The sequence below is a fragment of the Streptomyces sp. NPDC002328 genome (assembly GCF_042890065.1).
GTDB lineage: Bacteria > Actinomycetota > Actinomycetes > Streptomycetales > Streptomycetaceae > Streptomyces.
This window is the reverse complement of record NZ_JBIARQ010000004.1, coordinates 332,096-352,980: the sequence shown is the minus strand read 5'-3', so window position 1 is coordinate 352,980 and position 20,885 is coordinate 332,096. Positions and strand designations below refer to the sequence as shown.

Genomic DNA, 20,885 nt, shown 5'->3' with positions numbered 1-20,885 from the left:
GGAACCGGTGCGGACCGAGCCCGCGCGGCGTCGCGTGGATCCCGAGCCGGATCCGGCTGACGGGTCCGCTGTCGAGAGCGCCGCGGGCGGGGGCGGGGGCGAGGACACGTCCCGGACGATCACGTCTCCGACGCCGGAGCCGGTGCGGAGTGAGCGTGCGCGGCACGGCGTGGACCCGGAGCCTGACGCGGCTGGCGGGTCGGCTGTCGAGAGCGCCGTGGGCGGCGGCGGGGGCGAGGACACGTCCCGGACGATCACGTCTCCGACGCCGGAACCGGTGCGGACCGAGCCCGCGCGGCGTCGCGTGGATCCCGAGCCGGATCCGGCTGACGGGTCCGCTGTCGAGAGCGCCGCGGGCGGGGGCGGAGGCGAGGACACGTCCCGGACGATCACCTCACCGACGCCCGAACCCGTGAAGAACGAGCCCGCGAAGCACGCGCCGGGCCCGGCACACACGACGGACCAGCTCGGCTCCGGCGGCGAAGCCGACAAGAACCGCCCCGCCGCCGAACCCGCGAAGAACCAGCCCGGCGGGGAGCCGGCCAAGAACCAGCCCGGCGGGGAGCCGGCCAAGAACCAGCCCGGCGGGGAGCCGGCCAAGAACCAGCCCGGCGGCGAACCCGCCAAGAACCAGCCCGCGAACCGCCCCACCCCCGGCGAAGGAGATCAGTAACCCGATGGACACCGCCGAACTCAACGATCTCGGACGGCAGTTGCGTGTCGACAGCATCCGCGCCTCGGCCGCCGCGGGATCCGGGCATCCGACGTCGTCGATGTCCGCCGCGGACCTGATGGCCGTCCTGCTGGCCAACCACCTCCGCTACGACTTCGACCGCCCCGCCCACCCCGGCAACGACCGCTTCGTCCTCTCCAAGGGCCACGCCTCCCCGCTGCTGTACTCCGCCTACAAGGCGGCCGGGGTGATCGACGACGAGGAGCTGCTCACGTTCCGCAAGCTCGGCAGCCGGCTCGAAGGGCACCCCACCCCGCGGCGGCTGCCCTGGGTGGAGACCGCCACCGGCTCCCTCGGCCAGGGGCTCCCGGTCGGCGTCGGCATCGCGCTCGCAGGGAAGCGGCTGGACCGCTCCGAGGCGCGGGTGTGGGTGCTGTGCGGGGACAGCGAGCTGGCCGAGGGCTCGGTGTGGGAGGCCGCCGAGCACGCGGGCCACGAGCAGCTGGACAACCTCGTCGCGATCGTCGACGTCAACCGGCTCGGCCAGCGCGGCCCGACCCGGCACGGCCACGACCTCGACGCCTACGCGCGCCGCTTCCAGGCCTTCGGCTGGCACACGGTCGAGATCGACGGCCATGACGTGGACGCCGTCGACCGCGCCTACGGGGAGGCCTGGTCCACCAAGGGCCAGCCCACCGCGATCCTCGCCCGTACCCTCAAGGGCAAGGGCGTCGCGGCCGTCGAGGACCGCGAGGGCCTGCACGGCAAGCCGCTCCCGGACGCCGACGAGGCGATCGAGGAGCTCGGCGGGGCCGGCGACCTGCGCGTCGAGGTGCACCAGCCGCCCGCCGCCCGGCTGCTGCACGCCGTCGCCGACGGACACCTCGACCTGCCCCGCTGGGACAGGGGCGACCCCGAGAAGGGCGTCGCCACCCGGGACGCCTACGGTCAGGCGCTCGCCGCCCTCGGCACCGCCCGCGAGGACGTCGTCGCCCTCGACGGCGAGGTGAGCGACTCCACGCGGGCCGAGTTCTTCGCCAAGGAGCACCCCGAGCGCTTCTTCGAGTGCTACATCGCCGAGCAGCAGCTCGTCGCCGCCGCGGTGGGCCTCGCGGCGCGCGGCCGGGTGCCGTACGCCTCCACCTTCGCGGCCTTCCTGACCAGGGCGTACGACTTCGTGCGGATGGCCTCCGTCAGCGGGGCCGGGATCAACCTGGTCGGCTCGCACGCGGGCGTGGCCATCGGGCAGGACGGGCCCTCGCAGATGGGCCTGGAGGACCTCGCGATGTTCCGGGCCGTGTACGGCTCCACGGTGCTCTACCCCTGCGACGCCAACCAGACCGCCCGGCTGGTCGCCGCCATGGCCGGCCTGGACGGCGTCCGCTATCTGCGCACCTCGCGCGGCGCGAGCCCGGTGATCTACGGGCCCGACGAGGAGTTCCCGGTGGGCGGCAGCAAGGTGCTGCGCTCCTCCGACCGGGACCGGCTCACCGTCGTGGCGGCCGGCGTCACCGTCCACGAGGCGCTCAAGGCCGCCGACGCCCTCGCCGCAGACGGCGTGGACGTGCGCGTCGTCGATCTCTACTCGGTCAAGCCCGTCGACCGGGACACCCTGCGGCGGGCCGCCGAGGAGACCGGCTGTCTGCTGACGGTGGAGGACCACCACGAGGAGGGCGGCCTCGGCGACGCGGTCCTCGACGCCTTCGCCGACGGGCGGCCCGTGCCCCGTCTGGTACGGCTGGCGGTGCGGTCGATGCCGGGCTCGGCGAGCCCGGACGAGCAGCTGCACGCCGCCGGCATCGACGCCGAGTCGATCGCCGCCTCCGCCCGGCTGCTGGTGGAGACGGCCGTCGTGCCGTGAGCGGCGGGGCCGCCCCGGCACACTGTGTGGCTGATACACGTACCGCTGGTACGCAGTCCGTCCGTTCGGCGGTCCAGACGTATGCGCTCGTGAAGGTTTGGCCAAGGACCTTCAGGCCACCCGGAAGGAGAGGTGGTCATGGCGAACACGAAGAACTCATCCGGGACGCGGACTTCACAGGCTTCACGGTCTTCACAGAAAAAGACCGAGGACAGCGCCCCGAGCGAGACGAGCGACACGAGCGAGAGCACCGAGACGACCGAGACCGAGGACACCCGCAGAGACGAGGACGAGACCGTGGCGGACCGGCCCAAGCCCATGGAGGTGCTGCGTGAGGCGCGTGCCCAGCTCGCCGAGCTGACGGGCATGACCGCCGAGAGCGTCTCGTCCTTCGCGCAGACGGAGGACGGGTGGTCGCTCGAGGTCGAGGTCCTCGAACTGGAGCGGGTGCCCGACACCATGAGCCTCATGGCCAGCTACGAGGTCGAGCTCGACCCGGACGGTCAGCTCACCGGCTACCGGCGAGTCCGCCGCTACGAGCGGGGACGGGCCGACGCACATCGGCGGGGCGGTCGCTAGACCGCCCGCCCGAAGCACGGCACGAACGAGCACAACGAGAACAAGCACATCTCGAACATCATCCGAGAGACAAGGAGGTGCTGTCGGCATGACCGTTGTTCCGGCACAGCAGTCCGGTGGCGGAGGCGGCTCCAGCGGCCTCTACGACGTACTGGAGCTCATTCTCGACAGGGGTCTGGTCATCGACGCCTTCGTGCGGGTCTCCCTGGTCGGCATCGAGATCCTCAAGATCGACATACGGGTCGTCGTGGCCAGCGTCGACACCTATCTGCGCTTCGCCGAGGCCTGCAACCGCCTCGACCTCGAAGCGGGCCCGCGCAAGAGCCCCGGCCTGCCCGAGATCGTCGGCGAGGTCACCGAGTCCGGCGCGCGCGGCAAGTCCAAGGGCGCGCTGTCCGGCGCCGCCGAGACCATCTCCGGCGCCTTCAAGCAGGCCCGTGAGGAGGGCGAGTCCGAGCCGCGGCCGCGTGCCCGCAAGTCCACGGCCTCGCGCGCCCGTAAGGAGGAGCAGGAGTGAGCACGTACGTCTACGGCATCACCGCCGACGCGCACCCCGCCCTTCCCGAGGGTCTGGGCGGCGTGGGCGACCCGCCGATGCAGGTGCGGATCCTCCGGGAGGGCGAGCTGGCGGCGATCGTCAGCGACACCCCCGAGAACCTCCGCCCCAAGCGCAGGGACCTGCTCGCCCACCAGAACGTGCTCGCCGAGGCGGGCGCCGAGGGGTGTGTGCTGCCCATGCGGTTCGGCAGCGTCGCCCCGGACGACAGCTCGGTCACCGGCGTGCTCGCCGAGCGCGTGGAGCACTACAAGGAGCGGCTGCGGGCCCTCGACAACAAGGTCGAGTACAACGTGAAGGCCTCCCACATCGAGGAGGCCGTGCTGCACCAGGTGATGGCCGACAGCCCCGAGCTGCGAGGTCTCGCCGAGGCCAACCGCCAGGCCGGCGGCGGCACCTACGAGCAGAAGCTCCAGCTCGGCGAGATGGTCGCGGCCGCGGTCAAGAGCCGTGAGGCCGTGGACGGGGCGGAGGTGCGGCGGGCGCTGGAGCCGCTGGCCGCGGACGTCGAGGCGGGCCCCGAGTCCACGGGCTGGCTCGCCAACGTGTCGTTCCTGGTGGACCGCGACTCCGCGGCACGGTTCCTCGACGCGGCGGAGGCGCTGCGCGAGAGCCTTCCCCACCTGGAGGTCCGCGTGAACGGTCCGCTGCCCCCGTACAGCTTCGTCGAGCCCGGCCCGGCGAAGCCCGCGGTGCCGGCGACCGAGGACGCGAGCAGCACCGGGTAACGGCGAGCGCGAGCGAAGGAGCAGGGAGATGGGCCTGATCGGAGAGGTGCTGCTGTTGCCGTTCGCCCCGGTCCGCGGCAGCGGATGGGTGATCGGACAGGTGCTCCGCGAGGCGGAGCGGATCTACTACGACCCCGCTGCGGTCCGGGCCGAACTCTCCCGGCTCGAAGAGCAGTTGGAGGCGAGCGAGATCACCGAGGAGGAGTTCGACCGGATGGAGGACGAACTCCTCGACCGGCTGGAGATCGCGACCCGCAGAAGCGCGGGAACCAACGACGGGACGGCGTGATGAACCGAGTGGGACTGGGCCTCGCGGTAGGGGCCGGCTATGTCCTCGGACGTACGAAGAAGATGAAGCTGGCGTTCGCCGTCGGCTCCCTGGTGGCGGGCAAGCGGATGAACCTGACCCCCAAGGGCCTGGCGGGTCTGGTGTCCCAGCAACTGCAGAACAACCCGCAGTTCAAGGAGATCGGGGACCAGCTCCGCAACGATCTGCGCGGTGTCGGCAAGGCCGCCTCCGGGGCCATGGTCGAACGGCAGATGAGCGCGCTCGCCGACCGGCTGCACAGCCGTACCTCCCAGGTGCGCGACCAGGTCGAAGGCATCGTGCCCGACGCGCCCGGCGCCCGCTCGGACGACGAGGAGGAGCCGGAGGACGCGTACGAGGAGGAGCCCGAGGCCGCCGAGGACGACGAGGAGGAGCCCGAGACGGCCCGGGGCGAGGACGAGGAGGAGGACGAGGAAGAGGAGGACGAGCAGGACGAGGAGGAAGGCGAGGGCGGCGAGGAGCGGCGGCCCGCGAAGAAGGCGGCCAGGAAGGCGCCGGCGAAGAAGGCCCCGGCGAAGAAGGCTCCGGCCAAGAAGACCGCCGCCGCGGCGAAGAAGGCCCCCGCCAAGAAGACCGCCGCGAAGAAGACCACACCGGCCCGCAAGACGGCGACCAGGACGGCCTCCCGTACCCGGGGCCCGAAGGGAGGCGGTGAGCGATGACCGAGACCGTCGGATCCGCGACCTCCGCCGCAGGCAAGGCGACCAAGGCCACCGGCGGCAACCCGCTCGCCGGGATCGCGCAGAGCGAGGCTGCCGACCGTCTGAAGGCCGAGGTGCAGGAGTACCTCGCCGCCCAGGCCCAGCGTGTCCTGGTCGGCATCGGCCACAAGCTCGGCGAGACCACCGGCAAGCTGAACGACATCGCCGAGGGCAACAGCCCCGGCTTCGCCAAGCTGGCCCTCGACGGCGGCCGCAAGCTCGCCGAGGGCAAGGGCCCGATGCGCACCGCGATGGAACTCGGCGGCTCCCGCATCAAGGACAAGGTGACCGGAGCCTTCAAGAATCTCGGCGGCGGCAAGGGCAAGCGCAAGCGCGGCTCGGGCTCCAAGCCCACCGTCATCATCGAGCAGATCGACGTCGGCGTGCCGCTGCGCACGGCCTACGACCAGTGGACGCAGTACCAGGACTTCAGCACCTTCGCCAAGGGCGTCAAGAGCGCGAGCCGCGCCGACGACACCACCAGCGACTGGCAGATGAAGGTCCTCTGGTCCAACCGCAGCTGGAAGGCGAAGACCACCGAGCAGGTGCCCGACGACCGGATCTCCTGGAGCTCGGAAGGCGCCAAGGGCACCACGAGGGGCGTGATCTCCTTCCACAGCCTCGCGGACAGCCTCACCCGCGTGCTGATGGTCATCGAGTACTACCCCTCCGGTTTCTTCGAGAAGACGGGCAACATCTGGCGCGCCCAGGGCCGCCGCGCCCGCCTCGACCTGAAGAACTTCGCCCGGTTCATCACCCTGAAGGGAGAGGTGGACGAGGGCTGGCGCGGCGAGATCCGCGACGGCGAGGTCGTGAAATCCCACGAGGACGCCCTCGAAGAGGAGGAGAACGCCGAGGAGAACGCCGAGGAGAACGGCGAGGAGAACGGCGAGGAGAACGGCGAGGAGAACGGCGAGGGCGCCGAGCAGGAGGACGAGGAGCAGGGCCCGTACGCCGAGAACGAGGACGAAGAGGACGAAGACGGCGACGAGGCCGAGGAGGACGAGGAGTACGACGAGGAGGGCGAGCCCGAGGCGGAGTACGACGAGGAGGAGCCCGAGGCGGAGTACGAGGACGAGGACGCCGAGGACGCCGAGGACGCCGAAGGCGCCGAGGAAGCCGAGGATGACGGCGAGCCCGAGGCGGAGGCCGAGGACGAGGAGTACGCCGAGGCGGGGAGCCGTCGATGACCATGCCGAGCCGGATGCCGGAGCCGTACGGCCAGAGCGGCGGAGCCAATCTCGCGGACATCCTGGAACGCGTCCTCGACAAGGGCATCGTCATCGCCGGCGACATCCGGATCAACCTGCTCGACATCGAACTGCTGACCATCAAACTCCGTCTCATCGTCGCCTCGGTCGACAAGGCCAAGGAGATGGGCATCGACTGGTGGGAGAGCGACCCGGCGCTCTCCTCCCGCGCCCGCCGCGACGAACTCACGCGTGAGAACGTCGAGTTGCGGGAGCGGCTGGCGCGGTTGGAAGAGCTGGAACTGGGTCGGTCCAGGGCCAGGGAGGAGGAGTCCCCATGAGCGGACTGCGCTATGTGTACGCCGTCTGCCGCCCCTTCGGCGCGCCGCTCCAGGCGCAGCTGACGGGCGTGGCGGGCGCGCCGGCCAAGCTGCTGCACCACCACGGCCTGATCGCCGTCGTCAGCGACGTGCCGGTGCGGGACTTCGCGGAGGAGCCGCTCCACGCGCACCTGGAGGACCTGGACTGGCTGAGCGCGACGGCCCGGGGCCACCAGCAGGTGATCGACGCGCTCACCGCGGTCACCACGCCGCTGCCGCTGCGGCTCGCCACCGTCTTCCGTGACGACAGCGGCGTCCGCGTGATGATCGAGGAGCGCGAGGACGACTTCCGGCGCACCCTGGACCGGCTTCAGGGCCGGGTGGAATGGGGCGTGAAGGTCTACGTCGAGCCCCAGGCGGAGGCCGCGGAGAGCGCCGAGCCCGCTGAACCCGCGAAGCCCGCCTCGGGCCGGGACTATCTGCGCCGACGCCGTATGCAGGCCCGGGCGCAGGACGACACCTGGCAGCGGGCCGAGCGTTTCGCCGGCCGGCTGCACTCGCTGCTCTCCGAGCACGCCGACGCCGCCCGGCTGCACGCGCCGCAGAACTCCGCCCTCTCCCGCGCGTCGGGACAGAACGTCCTGAACGCCGCCTATCTGGTGCCGCGTTCGGATTCGGAGGAGTTCGTGGAGATCGTGGACCGCACGAAGGGACAGGAGCCCGGGATGCGGGTCGAACTCACCGGGCCGTGGGCGGCCTACTCCTTCGTGGACTTCGAGGCCGAGCAGGCCGGCGAGCACGAGAAGGCCGGCGAGCACCAGGAGGCCGGCGAGAGGGAGAAGGACTCCGTGGAGGGAGGATCATGACCGTCGTGGAACGCCGTGAGGTCGCCCTCGTCGACCTGCTCGACCGGCTGCTCGCCGGAGGGGTCGTCATCACGGGCGACATCACCTTGCGGATCGCGGACGTCGACCTCGTCCGGATCGACCTCAACGCCTTGATCAGCTCCGTCAACAAGAACGTCCCGTCGCCTTGGGGGGATCTGGTGTGACGACTCCGCGCAAACGTCTCGACCTCGAACCCGACACCGTCGAGCGCGACTTGGTGAAACTCGTCCTCACCGTGGTGGAACTGCTGCGCCAGTTGATGGAACGTCAGGCGCTGCGCCGCTTCGACCAGGGCGATCTGAACGAGGAGCAGGAGGAGCGGATCGGGCTCACGCTGATGCTGCTCGACGACCGCATGACCGAGCTCCGCGAGCGCTACGGACTGCGGCCCGAGGACCTGAACCTGGACCTCGGGCCGCTGGGTCCGCTGCTTCCCCGCGAATAGACGGCCGACGGGTCTTGACGGGTCCACGGGGCCGCGGGTTCACGGACCCGCGGCCCCGTGGACCTGTGCGTCAGGCGTCCTTCCGGCACAGGATCTCCCCGTGCAGGACGCCGAACCACCCGTCCTCGCTCCGCCCCCATTCCCGCCAGGCCTCCGCCACGGCCCGCAGTTCGTCCTCGGTGGCGTGCCCGCCGCCGACGGCGCGCCCGGCGTAGGCGGAGGCCACCGTGCGGTCGGCCCACAGCCCGCTCCACCAGGCCCGCTCCTCGGGCGTGCTGAACGTCCAGGTGGCGGAGGTGGCGGTGACGTCCGTGAAGCCCGCGGCGAGCGCCCAGGACTTCAGCCGGCGCCCGGCGTCGGGCTCGCCGCCGTTGGCGCGGGCCACCCTGCGGTACAGGTCCAGCCAGCCGTCCATCCCCGGCGACGCGGGGTACCACGTCATCGCCGCGTAGTCGGAGTCCCGCGCGGCGACCAGGCCGCCGGGCCGCGTCACCCGGCGCATCTCGCGCAGCGCCCGCACCGGGTCGCCGACGTGCTGGAGCACCTGGTGGGCGTGGACCACGTCGAAGGCGTCGTCCGGGTGGTCCAGGGCGTGCACGTCGGTGACCGCGAACTCGACGCCGGTCAGGCCGCGTTCGGCGACGGTGGCCCGGGCCAGGTCCAGGACGGCGGGCGCGTTGTCGACGGCGGTGACATGACCGTCCGGGACCAGGGCGGCCAGGTCGGCGGTGATGGTGCCGGGGCCGCAGCCGACGTCCAGGACGCGCATGTCGGGCCGGAGCGAACCGAGCAGATAGGCGGCGGAGTTGGCGGCGGTCCGCCAGGTGTGCGACCGCAGGACCGACTCGTGGTGTCCGTGCGTGTAGACGGCGGTCTCCCGTGCTTTCGGCATGGGCGTTCCCCTCTCTCCCCGCGCCACCGTACGCGAGCCTCCGCATACTGAGACAGTATGTTCTGGAATATGGACTGACGATGCGTCAGTCCGGGATCGGGCGGTACACCCTCAGCGCCTCGGGCAGCTTCTCCAGCGTCACATCGCCCGCCACCTCCGTGACCTCGCCGTCGTGGGCGAGGAGCGTGCCCGGCACGACGTCCGCCAGCCGGAGCCGGGCCACCTGCACGGCCGCGTGCGCCGGGGACCTGGTCAGCGGGCCCGCGAAGGCCGCGGCGAGCAGCCGCAGGGCGGGAGTGCGACCGCCGTGCACCACCCGCACGTCGAGCCGCCCGTCGGCCAGATCCACCCGGCGGCCGGGGGTCAGCCCCATCCGGTGATAGGTGCCGTTGCCGGCGAACACCAGCCACAACGGCCGCGTCCGGCCCCCCAGTTCGGCCTCCAGGGGATGCCGGCCGGCCCGCAGCACCCGCAGCGCCGCGAGGACGCCGGCCGGCCAGCCGCCGATCCGGGACGACCAGCGCTCCCGCTCGCGCACCAGCTCCGGATACACGCCCAGACTGCACGTGTTGAGGAAGACGCCCTGCCGCTCACCGCACGCGAACCGCCCCACGTCCACGCGCACCGCCTCCCCGTGCCGCACGGCCCGCGCCATCGCCCGGACGTCCTCCACGCCGAGGTCGTACGCGAAGTGGTTGAGGGTGCCGCCGGGCACGACGGCCAGCGGCAGCCCGTGGCGCAGGGCGACCTCCGCGGCCGTGTTCACCGTGCCGTCGCCGCCGCACACCCCCAGGGCGCGCGCGTACTCCGCCGCTCGCTCCAACTCGGCGCGCACCTCGTACGGTTCGCACTCGACCACCTCCGCGAGCGGCAGCGCGTCGTGCAGCGCCCGCACCCGTTCGGCGGTCCCCGCGGCGGTGTTCGCCACGACCACCAGCCCCTCCCCGTCGGGCAGCGCCGGCACCTCGGCGCGCGGCCGGGCCGGCGGGACGGCCGCGGCACGCGTCGGCACCAGACGCCGTACGGCGAACGCGGCGCCCACGCCCAGGGCCGCGCCCGCGAGGACGTCGCTCGGGAAGTGGACGCCCGTGTAGACACGGGACATCGCCACCGAGAACGCGACCGGCGCCACCGCCGCGCCCCACGCCGGGGACTCCAGGGCGACGCCGGCCGCGAAGGCCGCCGCCGACGCGGAGTGCCCGGACGGGAACGACGTGGTGATCGGCTGTCGCTTCAACTGCCGCACCAGCGGCACCGGGTCCAGCACCGGCCGGGAGCGGCGCACCGAGCGCTTGCCGACGGTGTTGATCGTCAGGGAGGCCAGGCTGAGCGAGGCGATGCCGCGCGCGGCGGCCCGGCGGGCCCGGGGTGTGCGGCTCGCCGCGATCGCGGCCGCCGCCGCGAACCACAGCACCCCGTGGTTCGCGCTCCGGCTCAGCCGGGGCAGGATCGGCTCGGCCCCCGGCCAGTCCCGCTCGGCGGCGAACTCGAACACACGGCAGTCGAGGGCGAGGAGCCGGTCGCGCAGCACATGGCGGCCCGGCTTCAGGACGGTCAGATCGACGTCTGGGCTCATGGCCTGCGGGTACCCTGAGGTGGCCGTTTCCTGCGCGGGCCGGCGGCCGGTACCGGAAACGTCCCACACCGGAAGGTGACCGTATGCGTCTGCTGCTCGTCCGGCACGGCGAGACCCCCAGCAATCTGGACCGCCTCCTCGACACCGCCGTCCCCGGGCCCGGCCTCACCGAACTCGGCGAACGGCAGGCCGCCGCGCTCCCCGCCGCCCTCGCCGACGAGGACGTCGAGGCCCTCTACGCCTCCACCCTCCTGCGCACCCGGCTCACCGCCGCCCCGCTGGCCGCCGCCCGCGGCCTCGACGTCCGCGTCCGGGACGGACTGCGCGAGATCGCCGCCGGCGACCTGGAGATGCTGCCCGGCGACACCGAGCGGGGCGAGCTGTACGTGCGCACGGCGTTCGCCTGGGCCGCGGGCGACCTGGAGCTGCGGATGCCCGGCGGCGAGAACGGCGCCGAGTTCCTGGCCCGCTACGACGCTGTGATCGCCGAGGCCGCCGCGAGCGGCGCCGGCACCGTCGTCATGGTCAGCCACGGCGCCGCGATCCGTACCTGGTGCGCCGCCCGCGCCCACAACGTGGACGTCCCCTTCGCCGCCGCCCACCGCCTCGCCAACACCGGCGTGGTGACCCTGGAGGGGTCCCCGGCCGACGGCTGGAAGGCCCTGACCTGGGCCGGAGCGATGGTGACACCGGCCCGGGAGGGAGGCCCGGCGGGGGAGCCGTGGGGCGGCGAGGACTGAGGGGTCCCGGCGGTCCCTTCCCGGGACCTCCCGGGATATCGGTTTGCCGCTCCGAGCGGGTGGGCCGCAGAATGCGGTCCCATGGGACATCTGGAAGCCGCGCACCTCGAGTACTACCTCCCCGACGGGAGGGCGTTGCTCGGCGACGTGTCGTTCCGGGTGGGGGAAGGCGCCGCCGTCGCGCTCGTCGGGCCCAACGGGGCCGGCAAGACCACCCTGCTGCGGCTGATCTCCGGTGAGCTGAAGCCGCACGGCGGCACCGTCACCGTCAGCGGCGGGCTCGGCGTGATGCGCCAGTTCGTGGGCTCCGTACGGGACGAGACGACCGTGCGCGACCTCCTCGTGTCCGTGGCCCCGCCCCGGATCCAGGAGGTCGCGAAGGCCGTCGACGAGGCCGAGCACGCGATCATGACCGTCGACGACGAGGCCGCCCAGCTCCAGTACGCGCAGGCCCTCGCCGACTGGGCCGAGGCCCGCGGGTACGAGGCCGAGACGCTCTGGGACATGTGCACCACGGCCGCGCTCGGCGTGCCCTACGACAAGGCCCAGTTCCGCGAGGTCCGCACCCTCTCCGGCGGCGAGCAGAAACGGCTGGTCCTGGAGGCGCTGCTGCGCGGGACCGACGAGGTGCTGCTCCTCGACGAGCCGGACAACTACCTCGACGTGCCCGGCAAGCGGTGGCTGGAGGAGCGGCTGAAGGAGACCCGCAAGACCGTCCTGTTCGTCTCCCACGACCGTGAACTCCTCTCCCGCGCCGCCGAGAAGATCGTCTCCGTGGAGCCGGGACCGGCCGGCGCGGACGCCTGGGTGCACGGCGGCGGCTTCGCCACCTACCACGAGGCCCGCCGTGAACGCTTCGCCCGCTTCGAGGAGTTGCGCCGCCGCTGGGACGAGAAGCACGCGCAGTTGAAGAAGCTGGTGCTGAACCTCCGTCAGGCCGCCTCCATCAGCCATGAGTTGGCCTCCCGCTACCAGGCGGCCCAGACCCGGCTGCGCAAGTTCGAGGAGGCCGGCCCGCCCCCGGAGCCGCCGCGCGAACAGGACATCACGATGCGCCTCAAGGGCGGCCGGACCGGCGTAAGGGCCGTCACCTGCGCGGGACTTGAGCTGACCGGCCTGATGAAGCCCTTCGACCTGGAGGTCTTCTACGGCGAACGGGTCGCCGTGCTCGGCTCCAACGGCTCCGGCAAGTCGCACTTCCTGCGGCTCCTCGCCGGCGACGACGTCGCGCACACCGGGGAGTGGAAGCTCGGCGCGCGGGTCGTGGCCGGGCACTTCGCCCAGACCCACGCCCACCCCGAACTCCAGGGCCGCAAGCTCCTCGACATCCTGTGGTCGGAGCACTCCCAGGACCGGGGCGCCGCCATGTCACGGCTGCGCCGCTACGAGCTGACCAACCAGGCCGAGCAGACCTTCGACCGTCTCTCCGGCGGCCAGCAGGCCCGCTTCCAGATCCTGCTCCTGGAACTGGAGGGCGTTACCGCACTCCTCCTCGACGAGCCGACCGACAACCTCGACCTGGAGTCCGCCGAAGCCCTCCAGGAGGGCCTGGAGGCCTTCGACGGCACGGTCCTCGCCGTGACCCACGACCGCTGGTTCGCCCGCTCCTTCGACCGCTACCTGGTCTTCGGCGCCGACGGCCGGGTCCGCGAGACACCGGCCCCCGTCTGGGACGAGCGCCGCGTGGAGCGGGCCCGCTAGCGCCTGTCCGGCGGATCACGCCGGAGACGCGGGGTCCGGCACGCACCGGACCCCGCTCACCGCGTCGCGATCGTGCCGCGGCCACCCTCCGACTCGATCCGCCGGACAGGCCCTGGCCCGCCCCACGGGAGCACTCGGAAGCGGCGGTGGTCACTTCCAGCGGAGCAGGGCGCCGAGGCCGCCGATCGGCGTGTCCTCGGCCTCCGCCGGGACCACCAGGACCGGCGCGTCCGTGGCGACCGCCGAGCGGATCAGGGCGTCGTCCGCCCGGGCCGCCCAGGAGTTCTGCTCGCCCAGCGTCTTCAGCTCGGTGCGGCGCACGGCCAGCTGGTCCGCGTCCTCGCCGATCCACACCGCGCGGTGGGTGTCCGGCCCGTCGGCGCGGATCAGCAGCTCGTCGATCCGGTGCTCACGCGCGGCCTCGACCAGCGCGGGCACGTCCTCCACCGCCCCGGAGCGCCCCTCCTCGTCGGGGGCGCGGGCGGCCAGGAACCGTTCCAGCTCGGCTTCGGTCCGCAGGCGCGTGTGCTCGGCGCGGGCCGACTCCACGTCCTCGTCCAGCAGCCGGCTGCCCGCGCCGTGCGACGCCTCGACCACCCGGCCCCGCAGCCGCTGCGGCAGCCGCTCGTGCACGGCCCGCCGCTCCCGGTCGTCACCGACCAGGATCAGCAGGTCGGCGCGGGTCTCCTCCTGGCAGGCGGCGAGCGCGTCGGCGATCTCCGCCGCGTTGTGCTCCCAGGTGTTCTCCACCTTGAGCTGGAAGCGCCGCTCCGACCAGTCGGCCGTCGACGTGCGGTGGACCGGGTACTGCCGGCCGGTGACCGAACCGGTCTCCTCCCGGCCCAGCCCGCTGCGCAGCTCGAAGTCCGCGCCCTTGCGGTCCACGTACGCCACGAGGCACACCGGGTCCTGTCCGGCCAGCTCCAGCAGCGGCGTCACCCGCGGCAGCGGCGCCCACTCGGCGTGGTCGCCCCGCGGGGGGCGGGCCAGCGGCGGATCGAGGACGACCTCGCCGCCCCGGGCGAACAGCGCCCGGCCGTTCGGTTCGGAGGAGTGCCGCAACGCGTCGATCGCCCGCTCCACCGCCCGGCAGGTGGCCTCGTCCGCTCCCTGCCCGGCCAGCTCCCGCGCCATCGCGGCGGCCGTCAGCCGCCGTTCATGGGGGGTGCTCTCCGTGTGACGGGAGGTGTCGACGTAGACGGAGGCCCAGGGGCCGGAATGTTCGTACAGTGGATGCAGAAAGGCGAGATCCATGGCTCCCTCCCGGATGCCGCTCGGGGGTCTTTTCGCACCGGGCGGGTACCCGAACCTCATGGACGAACACGACGAGCGGGGCACCACGATGACCGGAGTCGACCCGGACCGGCTGGACGACCAGCAGCTGATGAGAGAGCTGGAGACGATCCACCGCACACGCCACGACACGCTGCTGCACGGCTCGAACGACGCGCTGCGCGCCCACAACGACCGCATGGCCAAGCTGGAGGGCGAGTACCTGCGCCGCAACCCGGACCGGTTCGTCGCCCCGAGCCGCACCCGTCAGGGCGCCCGGGTCCGCGACACGGCGACCGAGAGCGGCGGCACCAGGGGCGGCGAGCGGGGCGGTGACCGGGGCGGGCGCGCCGGCACCCCGGTCGGGAAGTGGGGCCCGGGCTCGGCCGGCAGGGCCGGCACCGGAACCAAGGAGGGCCCCGGCGGGGCGTGAACCCCACCGGGGCCGGACCCGCGTCTCGGCGCGTCGGGCCTGCTTTGGCCTGCTCAGGCCTGCTCAGGCCTCCTTGGCGAAGACGTCCAGGAACGTCTCGCAGAACGCCTTCAGATCGTCCGGCTTGCGACTGGTGACCAGCTTGTTGGGCCCGTGGTCGCAGACCTTGACCTGCTCGTCGACCCAGGTGCCGCCCGCGTTGCGGATGTCCGTCCGCAGACTCGGCCACGAGGTCAGCACCCGGCCCCGTACGACGTCCGCCTCGACGAGCGTCCACGGGGCGTGGCAGATCGCGGCGACCGGACGTCCCTGTTCGAAGAAGTCCCTGACGAACGCCACGGCCTTCTCGTCGGCGCGCAGGAAGTCGGGGTTGGCGACCCCGCCCGGCAGCACCAGGCCGCCGAAGGAGTCCGCCGACGTCTCGCCGACGACCTCGTCCACCCGGAAGGTGTCGCCCTTGTCCAGGTGGTCGAAGGCCTGGATCTCACCGGGCTCGGTCGACACCAGCACGGGCTCGTGGCCCGCCTCCAGCGCCGCCTGCCAGGGATCCGTCAGCTCCACCTGCTCGACGCCCTCGGGAGCCGTCAGAAACGCGATGCGCATGATCGTTCACCGTGTCCTTCCATCGCTTGGCCGCGGCCCGTCAACGGCCGCTTCCGACCAGGGTCTCGGCCAGTTCCTGCACATTGGAGTAGCGCTCCTTGTGCGGCAGCCGCCGCACCGCCTCGACGAGGCCGTCCGGAGCGTTCTTGCGACGCAGAGCGCGGGTCAGGTCCTCCGCCGCCGCGGGGAAGGAGCTGCGGCCGAGGATCTTGGCCAGCTCCAGCCGCACGGTCGCCAGCGACGCCCGGGGCGTGCCCGGCACCACCGGACCGCCCCAGACCTCCGGGTCGTCCTCGGCGGACGGCTCGGGGTCGTGCCACTCCTCGGACCGGGTGGGATGCCCGGACCTCAGCAGACCCTGTAGTTCGTGCTTCATCTCGTCGTCCCGGTGGACACTCAGCCGGTCACTGCCTCGCTGCATGTCTCCCTCCAGATCTTCGGGGTCGGCCCACCGCGTACCCGAGGGGCGGGCGCCGACACCGGACACATCCCGCCGATGTGCGGCGGATCGCTCCCGCCGGTGTGCGGCGGATCGCGTGTGTTTGCGGGCAGGGGGCCGGGGCAGGCGCACACCCAGTGCTTCGGACCGGAGGCACGTCCGTGGGACACCGCAGTTCGCGACCCCGGCGGGCCCCTCCGGCACCCGCCGCGCGCACCTCCACGGTGACCGGCCAACACAGAGCACTTCCAAGGGAGTTGCTACGCCCATGCGTACACCCGCGCATCACCGGGCGAGCGCGAAGCGCCACCCGCACGACGACGCCCCCGACACCGCCGACGCCTTCCGCGAACTCGCCGCGCTGCCGCCGGGCCCGCGGCGCGACGCGCTCCGCGCACAGATCGTCGAGGCCTGGCTGCCCATGGCCGACCGTCTCGCCGGACGCTTCCGCAACCGCGGCGAGAACGCCGACGACCTCCGCCAGGTGGCCGCCCTCGGCCTGGTCAAGGCCGTCGACCGCTACGACCCCGAGCGCGGCAAGGCGTTCGAGAGCTACGCCGTCCCCACCGTCACCGGGGAGATCAAGCGGCACTTCCGCGACCACATGTGGACCCTGCACGTGCCGCGCCGGGTGCAGGATCTGCGCAACCGGGTGCGGTTCGCCTGCCAGGAACTGTCCCAGACCGCCTCCGCCCGCCGCCCCACCGTCGCCGAGATCGCCCGGCAGGCGCAGCTGAGCGAGGACGAGGTGCGGGAAGGGCTGGAGGCGCTGGAGAGCTTCACCGCGCTGTCCCTCGACGCGGAGGTGGCGGGCGTCGAGGACGGCTGGTCCCTGGGCGAGGCGCTCGGCTCGCCCGACCCCGCGCTGGACACGGTCGTCGACCGCGAGGCCGTGAAGCCCCGGCTCGCCGCGCTGCCCGAGCGGGAGCGGACGATCCTCTACATGCGCTTCTTCGGCGACATGACGCAGAGCCGGATCGCCGAGCAGCTCGGCATCTCCCAGATGCACGTCTCCCGGCTGATCAACCGATGCTGCGACCGCCTGCGGGAACAGGTGCTGAACGACGCGGCCCAGGGCCTGTCCGGCGGATCCCCTCGCAGGGAACCGGCGGTGGTCCGTCAGCGCGGGTGAGCGGGGCTCGGCACCTCCGTCCGCGGCATGATCCGCCGGGCAGGCCCTGGTCCGGGCCCGGTTCCCGCCCGTAGGGGGCGTGGAGCGGGAGGGCCCGGCCGTGTGCCGCCCTGCCGGAGGTCCTCACCGTCGTGTTCGGGGAATCACCCGGTCGGCGGGGGGATCTCCCGCTAATGGCGGGTGGCCGCGCGCGGCCCCGGCCGGTGCGGGCTGTGATGGCTGTGGGGCATGGACGCCGTGTCCCGCAGCCGCCGGCCGAAGGAGCCGTCCCATGCGCCGCACCGCCCGTGTCCTGTCCGTCGCCGCCGTGGGCGCCGCCGTACTGGCCGGCGCCGTCCCGGACGCGTCCGCGGAGCCGACGGCGGAGATCGGCCCGGCCACCGTCGCCCCCGGCGGCAGTATCACCGTCTCGGTGACCTGCGATCCCCTCGGCGGCCCCGCCCCCGGCACCCTGGACGCCACCTCCCGGGCCTTCGACGGCGGCACCGTCACCCTCACCCTGGTCCCGGGCGGCGACGAGCTGACCGGTCCCGCCTACCGGGGCACCGCCCGGATCGCCCTGGCCGAGGATCTGACCGTGCCGGTCGACGACACGGACGGGGCGACCGACGCCCCGGTCGACGACCTCTCCGACGGCGGTGTCACGGGAGCCGCCGGCGCCGCCGAGGCGGCCGCAACGCGCTCCGCCTGGACGGTCGACGGCACCTGCCCCGCGCCGTCCGGCGGTCGGGGCGCGCCGTGGAGCGCCGCCTTCGGCGTCTCCGAAAGCGAGGCCGACGCGCTGTGCGCCCGGGACAAGGGCTGCACGACGCCCGAACCCTGCGACGACGACCACCTCGACGCCTGCGGGACGTCCGGGACGCCCCAGCTCAAGCCCGAGCCCGAGCCCGAGCCCGAGCCCGAGCCCGACTCGGAGGCGGAGGCGGAGTCCGAGCCCGGATTCGAGTCCGGATCCGAGTCCGAGCCCTGCCCCGGGTACACCCGTGGTTCCGGCGCGCACGACGACTCCTGCGCCGGCGCGGCCGTCGAGCACGGCGTGCGGGCGGGGACCGGCGGGGCGTTCACCGACTCCGTGCCCACGCTGGTCGCCGGCGGTCTCCTCATCGCTGGTGCCTTCGGTGCCGCCGTCCACCGGCTGCGCCGCCGCGACTCCGCGGGACGTGTCTGACACCGCCCGGCACCGCTGAGACCGGAGCTACCGCGACCGACGGCCGGCCGACGGCCGACGGACGGCCATCCGGCGGCCATGGGAGGGCGGCACACGGGGTACTCGGGTCCCGAGGGCACACCCGGCCCCGTACGAGACGTCACGCACCACCCGGCACACGGGCCACGGGGCCCCCGCCGGGGTCGAACGGCGCGACGACCACCGGACGGCGACGGCACGCGGCACCAGGGACGGACTGCGCGGAGGACCCATGCGGCGGACGGAACCGGAAGGACATGGCCCCGTCCGCTACGGGCCGCCGCTCCCCGCCGACGGGCTGCCCGTCCTCCCCGACCTCGCCGCGGTCCTCGCCGCCGCCTCCTCCCACGGCGACGGCGAACCCGTCGGCGGCGGCCCCGCCCTCCTGGACGCGGCCTGCGGCTACTGGGAGCGGCGCGGCACGCCCACCGGCCCCGAGCGGACCGTGGCCGGTCCCGGCGCGCCCGCCCTGCTGCTCGCGCTGACCGCCGCCGTCGGCGGCGACGTCCTGGCGCCGAGGCCCTGCGCGGCCTGGTGGGGGCCGTACGCGCGCCTGCTGGGACGGCCCGTCTTCCATGTGGCGACGCCCGCGGAGTGCGGCGGCGTCCCGGACCCGTTCGCGCTGCTGGAGACCGTGCGGCGGGTCCGCGCCGAGGGCGGCGACCCGCGGCTGCTGGTGCTGTCCGTCGCCGACGACCCCACCGCCACCGTCGCCCCGCCCGAGGTGCTGCACGAGGTCGTGGAGGCCGCCGCCGACGAGGGGCTGCACCTCGTCAGCGACGAGACTTGGCGCGACACCCTGCACGACCCGCACGGCACCGTGCTGGTCAGCCCCGCCGAGATGCTCCCGGACCGGGTCAGCGTCGTCAGCGACCTCGCCGGCGCGCTGCTGCCGACGGGCTGGCCCGCCGCCGTCGCCCGGCTGCCGGCCGGGCCGGCGGGGGACGACCTGCACGCGCGGGTGCTCGACGTCCTCACCGCGCTCGACGCCCGCGTCGCCGCACCCGTCGCCGCGGTCGCCGCCCACGCCCTCACCGAGCCCGAGCCGGTCCGCGCGCGCGTGCGGGACGCCGTACGGCTGCACGCGCGGCTGGCCGCCGCCGCGCACGCCGCCGTCACGGCCGCGGGCGCGCTCGCCCTGCCGCCGCAGGCCGGCCGCCATCTCTACGTCGATCTGGGCCCGTTGCGCGACGCGCTGTCCGCGCGTGACGTCGACGACGCCCAGGATCTGGAGGACCTCCTCACCGCCCGGCTCGGCATGTCCGCGCCGGGCGGACACCGCTTCGGCGACGAACTCGCCGCGCTGCGCGTCCGATTGTCCACCGGCGCGCTGCTCGGCGGCACGGACGAGCAGCGCACGGAATGCCTCATGTCGCCCACCCCGTCGGAACTGCCACACGTGCAACGCGCGTTGATCCATCTGAGGTCGGTCTTCGACGATCTCGGCGACGACGCCCAGCGATGGGAGCCTCCTCGATGACGCAGCAGTCCGAGCCGACCACCACCCGTGCGACCGCCCTCACCCCGGCTCTCAAGTCCCCTGTGTCCGCGCTGTCTTGGACAGCCCCCCTCGCCTCTCCCGCCCCGCCGCTCGACGAGCCCCGCCCGCTGGGGGAGCGGCGGGTGTGGCCGCGCTCCTTCCACGACCGGCTGACCGCCCCGCTGCCCGGCCTCAGGGCCATGGCCCGCTTCGCCCGCGAGGGCGCCGTGCGTCCCGGCAAGGAGGGCCTCGCCGATGTCCCGCGCCTGCCGTTCGAGCCGGGCCCGCTCCCCGACGTGGACGCCCGCACCGTCGCCATCACCTGGGCGGGGCATGCCAGTTGGGTGGTGCGGATCGGCGGTCTGACCGTGCTGACCGACCCGGTCTGGTCGCGCCGCATCCTCGGCACCCCGGCCCGCGTCACCCCCGTCGGCGTCCCCTGGGAGACGCTGCCGCCCGTCGACGCGGTCGTCGTCAGCCACAACCACTACGATCATCTGGACGCCCCCACCCTGCGCCGACTCCCGCGCGACACACCGGTGTTCGTGCCGGCCGGGCTCGGGCGCTGGTTCGACCGCCGCCGCTTCACCCGCGTCACCGAGCTCGACTGGTGGGAAGCGGCCGAACTGTGCGGTGTGCGCTTCGACTTCGTCCCCGCCCACCACTGGTCCAAGCGCAGCCTCACCGACACCTGCCGCTCCCTGTGGGGAGGCTGGGTGCTCACCGACTCCGACGGACAGTGCCTCTACTTCGCCGGCGACACCGGCTACGGCCACTGGTTCTCCCGTATCGGACAGCGCTACCCGGGCATCGACCTCGCCCTCCTGCCCATCGGCGCGTACGACCCCCGCTGGTGGCTGAGCGACGTCCACTGCGACCCGGAGGAGGCGGTACGGGCCGCCCAGGATCTCGGGGCGGCCCGGATGGCCCCGATGCACTGGGGCACGTTCGTCCTCTCCGCCGAGCCGGTCCTCGAACCCCTCACCCGGGTCCGCGCCGCCTGGCAGCAGGCCGGCCGCGACCGCGCCGACCTGTGGGATCTGCCGGTGGGCGGCTCCCGGGTGCTCGGGCGGCGGGGGGCCGCCGTTACCTGAGCGAGAATTCGTCCCGTGTCTTCTGCGTCCTGACGGCACTCCCACCGCACTGGTACGGGTGAGAGGCCT

At 73.5% G+C, this 20,885-nt stretch carries 23 protein-coding genes and 1 pseudogene; 19 read left to right on the top strand and 5 right to left on the bottom strand.

The window, feature by feature from the left end:
• Positions 1-412 precede the first annotated feature (412 nt).
• The 12 genes from ACFYX4_RS14035 (at position 413) to ACFYX4_RS13980 (ending at position 8,268) form a co-directional block, all read left to right on the top strand.
• A complete protein-coding gene (locus tag ACFYX4_RS14035; RefSeq protein WP_389331146.1) occupies positions 413-673 on the top strand; it encodes a hypothetical protein in 261 nt (86 codons plus the stop codon).
• 4 nt (positions 674-677) lie between these two features.
• Positions 678-2,534, top strand: coding sequence for a transketolase (locus ACFYX4_RS14030; protein WP_389331143.1), 1,857 nt, complete (start codon positions 678-680; stop codon positions 2,532-2,534).
• A gap of 138 nt (positions 2,535-2,672) precedes the next feature.
• Positions 2,673-3,113 carry a gas vesicle protein gene (locus ACFYX4_RS14025; RefSeq protein WP_389331140.1) on the top strand — a complete coding sequence of 147 codons (441 nt, stop codon included), beginning with the start codon at positions 2,673-2,675 and terminating at the stop codon, positions 3,111-3,113.
• 88 nt (positions 3,114-3,201) lie between these two features.
• A complete protein-coding gene (locus ACFYX4_RS14020; protein WP_389331136.1) occupies positions 3,202-3,630 on the top strand; it encodes a gas vesicle structural protein GvpA in 429 nt (142 codons plus the stop codon).
• On the top strand, positions 3,627-4,397 hold the full coding sequence (locus ACFYX4_RS14015; RefSeq protein WP_389331133.1) for a GvpL/GvpF family gas vesicle protein: 771 nt from the start codon (positions 3,627-3,629) through the stop codon (positions 4,395-4,397). The genes ACFYX4_RS14020 and ACFYX4_RS14015 overlap by 4 nt, the downstream gene beginning before the upstream one ends.
• 28 nt (positions 4,398-4,425) lie before the next feature.
• Positions 4,426-4,686, top strand: coding sequence for a gas vesicle protein GvpG (locus ACFYX4_RS14010; protein WP_389331130.1), 261 nt, complete (start codon positions 4,426-4,428; stop codon positions 4,684-4,686).
• The gene (locus ACFYX4_RS14005) at positions 4,686-5,387 is read left to right on the top strand and encodes a DNA primase (RefSeq protein ID WP_389331128.1); all 702 of its coding nucleotides are present in this window, start codon (positions 4,686-4,688) and stop codon (positions 5,385-5,387) included. The genes ACFYX4_RS14010 and ACFYX4_RS14005 overlap by 1 nt, the downstream gene beginning before the upstream one ends.
• The gene (locus tag ACFYX4_RS14000; RefSeq protein WP_389331126.1) at positions 5,384-6,616 is read left to right on the top strand and encodes an SRPBCC family protein; all 1,233 of its coding nucleotides are present in this window, start codon (positions 5,384-5,386) and stop codon (positions 6,614-6,616) included. The genes ACFYX4_RS14005 and ACFYX4_RS14000 overlap by 4 nt, the downstream gene beginning before the upstream one ends.
• Complete coding sequence (locus ACFYX4_RS13995) at positions 6,613-6,957, top strand: gas vesicle protein (protein ID WP_389331123.1); 345 nt, start codon at positions 6,613-6,615, stop codon at positions 6,955-6,957. Before ACFYX4_RS14000 ends, ACFYX4_RS13995 begins: the two co-directional genes overlap by 4 nt.
• Positions 6,954-7,802 carry a GvpL/GvpF family gas vesicle protein gene (locus tag ACFYX4_RS13990; RefSeq protein WP_389331120.1) on the top strand — a complete coding sequence of 283 codons (849 nt, stop codon included), beginning with the start codon at positions 6,954-6,956 and terminating at the stop codon, positions 7,800-7,802. Before ACFYX4_RS13995 ends, ACFYX4_RS13990 begins: the two co-directional genes overlap by 4 nt.
• Complete coding sequence (locus ACFYX4_RS13985) at positions 7,799-7,987, top strand: gas vesicle protein (RefSeq protein WP_389331117.1); 189 nt, start codon at positions 7,799-7,801, stop codon at positions 7,985-7,987. Before ACFYX4_RS13990 ends, ACFYX4_RS13985 begins: the two co-directional genes overlap by 4 nt.
• On the top strand, positions 7,984-8,268 hold the full coding sequence (locus ACFYX4_RS13980; RefSeq protein WP_389331113.1) for a gas vesicle protein K: 285 nt from the start codon (positions 7,984-7,986) through the stop codon (positions 8,266-8,268). The genes ACFYX4_RS13985 and ACFYX4_RS13980 overlap by 4 nt, the downstream gene beginning before the upstream one ends.
• 70 nt (positions 8,269-8,338) lie before the next feature.
• On the opposite strand, the gene ACFYX4_RS13975 is transcribed toward ACFYX4_RS13980, so the two are convergent.
• Positions 8,339-9,160 (bottom strand): methyltransferase domain-containing protein, encoded by an 822-nt coding sequence (locus ACFYX4_RS13975; protein ID WP_389331110.1) that lies wholly within the window; start codon positions 9,158-9,160, stop codon positions 8,339-8,341.
• Positions 9,161-9,245: 85 nt separating this feature from the next.
• Positions 9,246-10,736, bottom strand: a complete 1,491-nt coding sequence (locus ACFYX4_RS13970; protein ID WP_389331107.1) for a bifunctional phosphatase PAP2/diacylglycerol kinase family protein — start codon at positions 10,734-10,736, stop codon at positions 9,246-9,248.
• An 83-nt stretch (positions 10,737-10,819) separates the two neighbouring features.
• Between ACFYX4_RS13970 and ACFYX4_RS13965 the strand changes: the two genes are divergently transcribed.
• Together ACFYX4_RS13965 and ACFYX4_RS13960 are read left to right on the top strand one after the other, a co-directional pair.
• Entirely contained in the window at positions 10,820-11,476 is a 657-nt protein-coding gene (locus ACFYX4_RS13965; protein WP_389331104.1) for a histidine phosphatase family protein, read from the top strand.
• Positions 11,477-11,557: 81 nt separating this feature from the next.
• Positions 11,558-13,177, top strand: coding sequence for an ABC-F family ATP-binding cassette domain-containing protein (locus tag ACFYX4_RS13960; RefSeq protein WP_389331101.1), 1,620 nt, complete (start codon positions 11,558-11,560; stop codon positions 13,175-13,177).
• Between the two features lie 150 nt (positions 13,178-13,327).
• On the opposite strand, the gene ACFYX4_RS13955 is transcribed toward ACFYX4_RS13960, so the two are convergent.
• Positions 13,328-14,431, bottom strand: a complete 1,104-nt coding sequence (locus ACFYX4_RS13955; RefSeq protein WP_389331098.1) for a Vms1/Ankzf1 family peptidyl-tRNA hydrolase — start codon at positions 14,429-14,431, stop codon at positions 13,328-13,330.
• A gap of 58 nt (positions 14,432-14,489) precedes the next feature.
• On the opposite strand from ACFYX4_RS13955, the pseudogene ACFYX4_RS13950 reads away from it, so the two are divergent.
• Positions 14,490-14,735, top strand: a pseudogene (locus tag ACFYX4_RS13950) (DUF6158 family protein); the annotation flags it as partial.
• 210 nt (positions 14,736-14,945) lie between these two features.
• On the opposite strand, the gene ACFYX4_RS13945 reads toward ACFYX4_RS13950, so the two are convergent.
• A complete protein-coding gene (locus tag ACFYX4_RS13945; RefSeq protein WP_389331094.1) occupies positions 14,946-15,485 on the bottom strand; it encodes a type 1 glutamine amidotransferase domain-containing protein in 540 nt (179 codons plus the stop codon).
• 40 nt (positions 15,486-15,525) lie between these two features.
• Positions 15,526-15,906, bottom strand: a complete 381-nt coding sequence (locus ACFYX4_RS13940; RefSeq protein WP_389331091.1) for a DUF2795 domain-containing protein — start codon at positions 15,904-15,906, stop codon at positions 15,526-15,528.
• Positions 15,907-16,192: 286 nt separating this feature from the next.
• Between ACFYX4_RS13940 and ACFYX4_RS13935 the strand changes: the two genes are divergently transcribed.
• From ACFYX4_RS13935 to ACFYX4_RS13920, 4 genes are all read left to right on the top strand, one after another.
• Positions 16,193-17,056, top strand: a complete 864-nt coding sequence (locus ACFYX4_RS13935; protein ID WP_389331088.1) for an RNA polymerase sigma factor SigF — start codon at positions 16,193-16,195, stop codon at positions 17,054-17,056.
• Positions 17,057-17,327: 271 nt separating this feature from the next.
• Positions 17,328-18,224 (top strand): hypothetical protein, encoded by an 897-nt coding sequence (locus tag ACFYX4_RS13930; RefSeq protein WP_389331085.1) that lies wholly within the window; start codon positions 17,328-17,330, stop codon positions 18,222-18,224.
• Positions 18,225-18,474: 250 nt separating this feature from the next.
• Positions 18,475-19,722 carry an aminotransferase class I/II-fold pyridoxal phosphate-dependent enzyme gene (locus tag ACFYX4_RS13925; protein ID WP_389331082.1) on the top strand — a complete coding sequence of 416 codons (1,248 nt, stop codon included), beginning with the start codon at positions 18,475-18,477 and terminating at the stop codon, positions 19,720-19,722.
• Positions 19,719-20,816: an MBL fold metallo-hydrolase gene (locus tag ACFYX4_RS13920; RefSeq protein ID WP_389331079.1), complete on the top strand. Its 1,098-nt coding sequence runs from the start codon at positions 19,719-19,721 to the stop codon at positions 20,814-20,816. The genes ACFYX4_RS13925 and ACFYX4_RS13920 overlap by 4 nt, the downstream gene beginning before the upstream one ends.
• Positions 20,817-20,885 lie beyond the last annotated feature (69 nt).